The sequence below is a fragment of the Spiroplasma sp. Moj genome, from assembly GCF_016082285.1.
GTDB classification, from domain to species: domain Bacteria; phylum Bacillota_I; class Bacilli_A; order Mycoplasmatales; family Mycoplasmataceae; genus Spiroplasma; species Spiroplasma phoeniceum.
The window spans coordinates 1-1843 of sequence record NZ_MQTY02000147.1 but is presented as its reverse complement, the minus strand read 5'-3'; the positions used below and the strand labels follow the sequence as shown (position 1 = coordinate 1843).

At 27.9% G+C, this 1843-nt stretch carries 3 protein-coding genes; 1 reads left to right on the top strand and 2 read right to left on the bottom strand.

Going from position 1 to position 1843, the window contains the following annotated elements; genetic code table 4:
• The first annotated feature begins 178 nt into the window (after positions 1–178).
• Positions 179–1141: a GMP reductase gene (locus tag BST80_RS05165; protein WP_415746266.1), complete on the top strand. Its 963-nt coding sequence runs from the start codon at positions 179–181 to the stop codon at positions 1139–1141.
• Between the two features lie 29 nt (positions 1142–1170).
• Here the strand turns inward: BST80_RS05165 and rpsU are convergent, their stop codons facing one another.
• Together rpsU and BST80_RS05155 are read right to left on the bottom strand one after the other, a co-directional pair.
• Positions 1171–1335, bottom strand: coding sequence for a 30S ribosomal protein S21 (gene rpsU, locus BST80_RS05160; RefSeq protein WP_004028656.1), 165 nt, complete (start codon positions 1333–1335; stop codon positions 1171–1173).
• A gap of 227 nt (positions 1336–1562) precedes the next feature.
• On the bottom strand, positions 1563–1799 hold the full coding sequence (locus tag BST80_RS05155) for a hypothetical protein (protein ID WP_415746265.1): 237 nt from the start codon (positions 1797–1799) through the stop codon (positions 1563–1565).
• Between the last annotated feature and the right edge of the window lie 44 nt (positions 1800–1843).

The window sequence follows — 1843 nt, the reverse complement described above, 5'->3', positions numbered from 1 at the left end:
GCGACATAAAAGCATAAATTTTTTAACACCAACTGAAGCTGTGTTAAAATTTTTAAAAGACTAACTGGTCTAAAATGTATATGNTACCTCACATTTTTNTATTNTTTTTTAAAAAGAAAACTCGGTTTTTTCCCCTTATTTTATGGTACATTTAATAAAGTGAGGTGAAATTAAAAAAATGAAAGCATTTGATTATGAAGACATTCAATTAATTCCAGAATTATGTGTTGTTAATTCTCGAAAAGAATGTGATACAACCGTTAAATTAGGAAAACATACTTTTAATTTACCTGTCGTACCTTCAAATATGGCAACGGTAGTGAATGAAGAATTATGTGAAAAATTAGCAGAAAAAAAATATTTTTACATTATGCATCGTTTTAACGTAGATCAAATTAAGTTTATTAAACATATGAAAAGTAAAAACTTGGTTACATCAATTTCAGTTGGTGTTAAACCAGATGATTTTGCACTAATTGAAACATTAAAAAAAGAACAATTAGTACCTGACTATATCACAATAGATATTGCTCACGGTCATGCTTTTAGTGTAAAAAAAATGATTAAACATATTCGCAGCCATTTAGGTCATGAAACATTTATTATTGCAGGTAATGTTGGAACACCAAAAGCTGTTCGTGATTTAGAACAATGAGGCGCTGATGCAACAAAAGTTGGCATTGGACCCGGAAAAGTCTGTATTACTAAATTAAAGACTGGTTTTGGTAATGGTGGATGACAATTATCGGCTGTTAAATGATGTAGTAAAGGTAGTTCAAAACCAATTATTGCAGATGGTGGATTACGAGTTAACGGTGATATTGCGAAATCAATTCGAATGGGCGCAACAATATGCATGATTGGTAGTTTATTTGCTGCGCACCAAGAATCATCTGGAAAACAAGTTGAAAATAATGGTATTAAATATAAAGAATATTTTGGATCAGCAAGTGAATATAATAAAGGTGAAAAACGTTATGTTGAAGGTAAAAAAGAGTTAATTGAAATTCGTGGCAGCATTTTTGAAACATTACGTGAAATGACAGAAGATTTACAATCATCAATTTCATATGCTGGTGGCAAAGATCTTTCGGCCATTAAAAAAGTTGATTATGTAATTTTAAAAGATAGTAATTTTTAAAAAAAATCCCATTTTAAATGGGATTTTTTTTAACGAAAACTACGTGATTGTTCTTGTTTATAACGTCTTTTTTCTTTTTTGCTCATTCAGTGTTCACGTTTTCGGGCTTCTTTTCTTTTAACTGAAGAAACCTTGTTAAATCGCTTTAACGCTTTGTCTAGCGGTTCTCCTGCTTTGACAACAACAGTAGCCATAATATTTTCAACTCCTAAAACTATATAAATTAACAATATCATCTTATCATACTTTTTTTAACAAAACAAATTTTTCTGATTTTATGTATGCATAAAATTAAAATATTTATTGGAATATAAATATTTTAATTAATTTCTTTAAATTTCCTACCATATCTTAAACTTAATACCATATTTTTATTCTTTTTTAACCTTTGTTAAAATTTCATAATTATTATTCCCGATTGTTAATTTTTCTTGGACAACTGTTTTAATTTTTCGCGATAAAAAAGAAATCCTGCCATTGCTTTTTCATAATCTGTTATAACAACTTCTGAAAAAAGACCTTTTTCAAGGCAAAGTGCTTTTATTTTATATGATGTTCATATCCTTTGACATAAATTTGGAATTAATGTTATTAAATCTGAAACAGATAACATAACATTAAAATTATGATTAAGATATTGTGTGAAAACCATATACATTTTAGACCACTGATTTAGTCTTTAAATTAGAATGGAGATTAAAA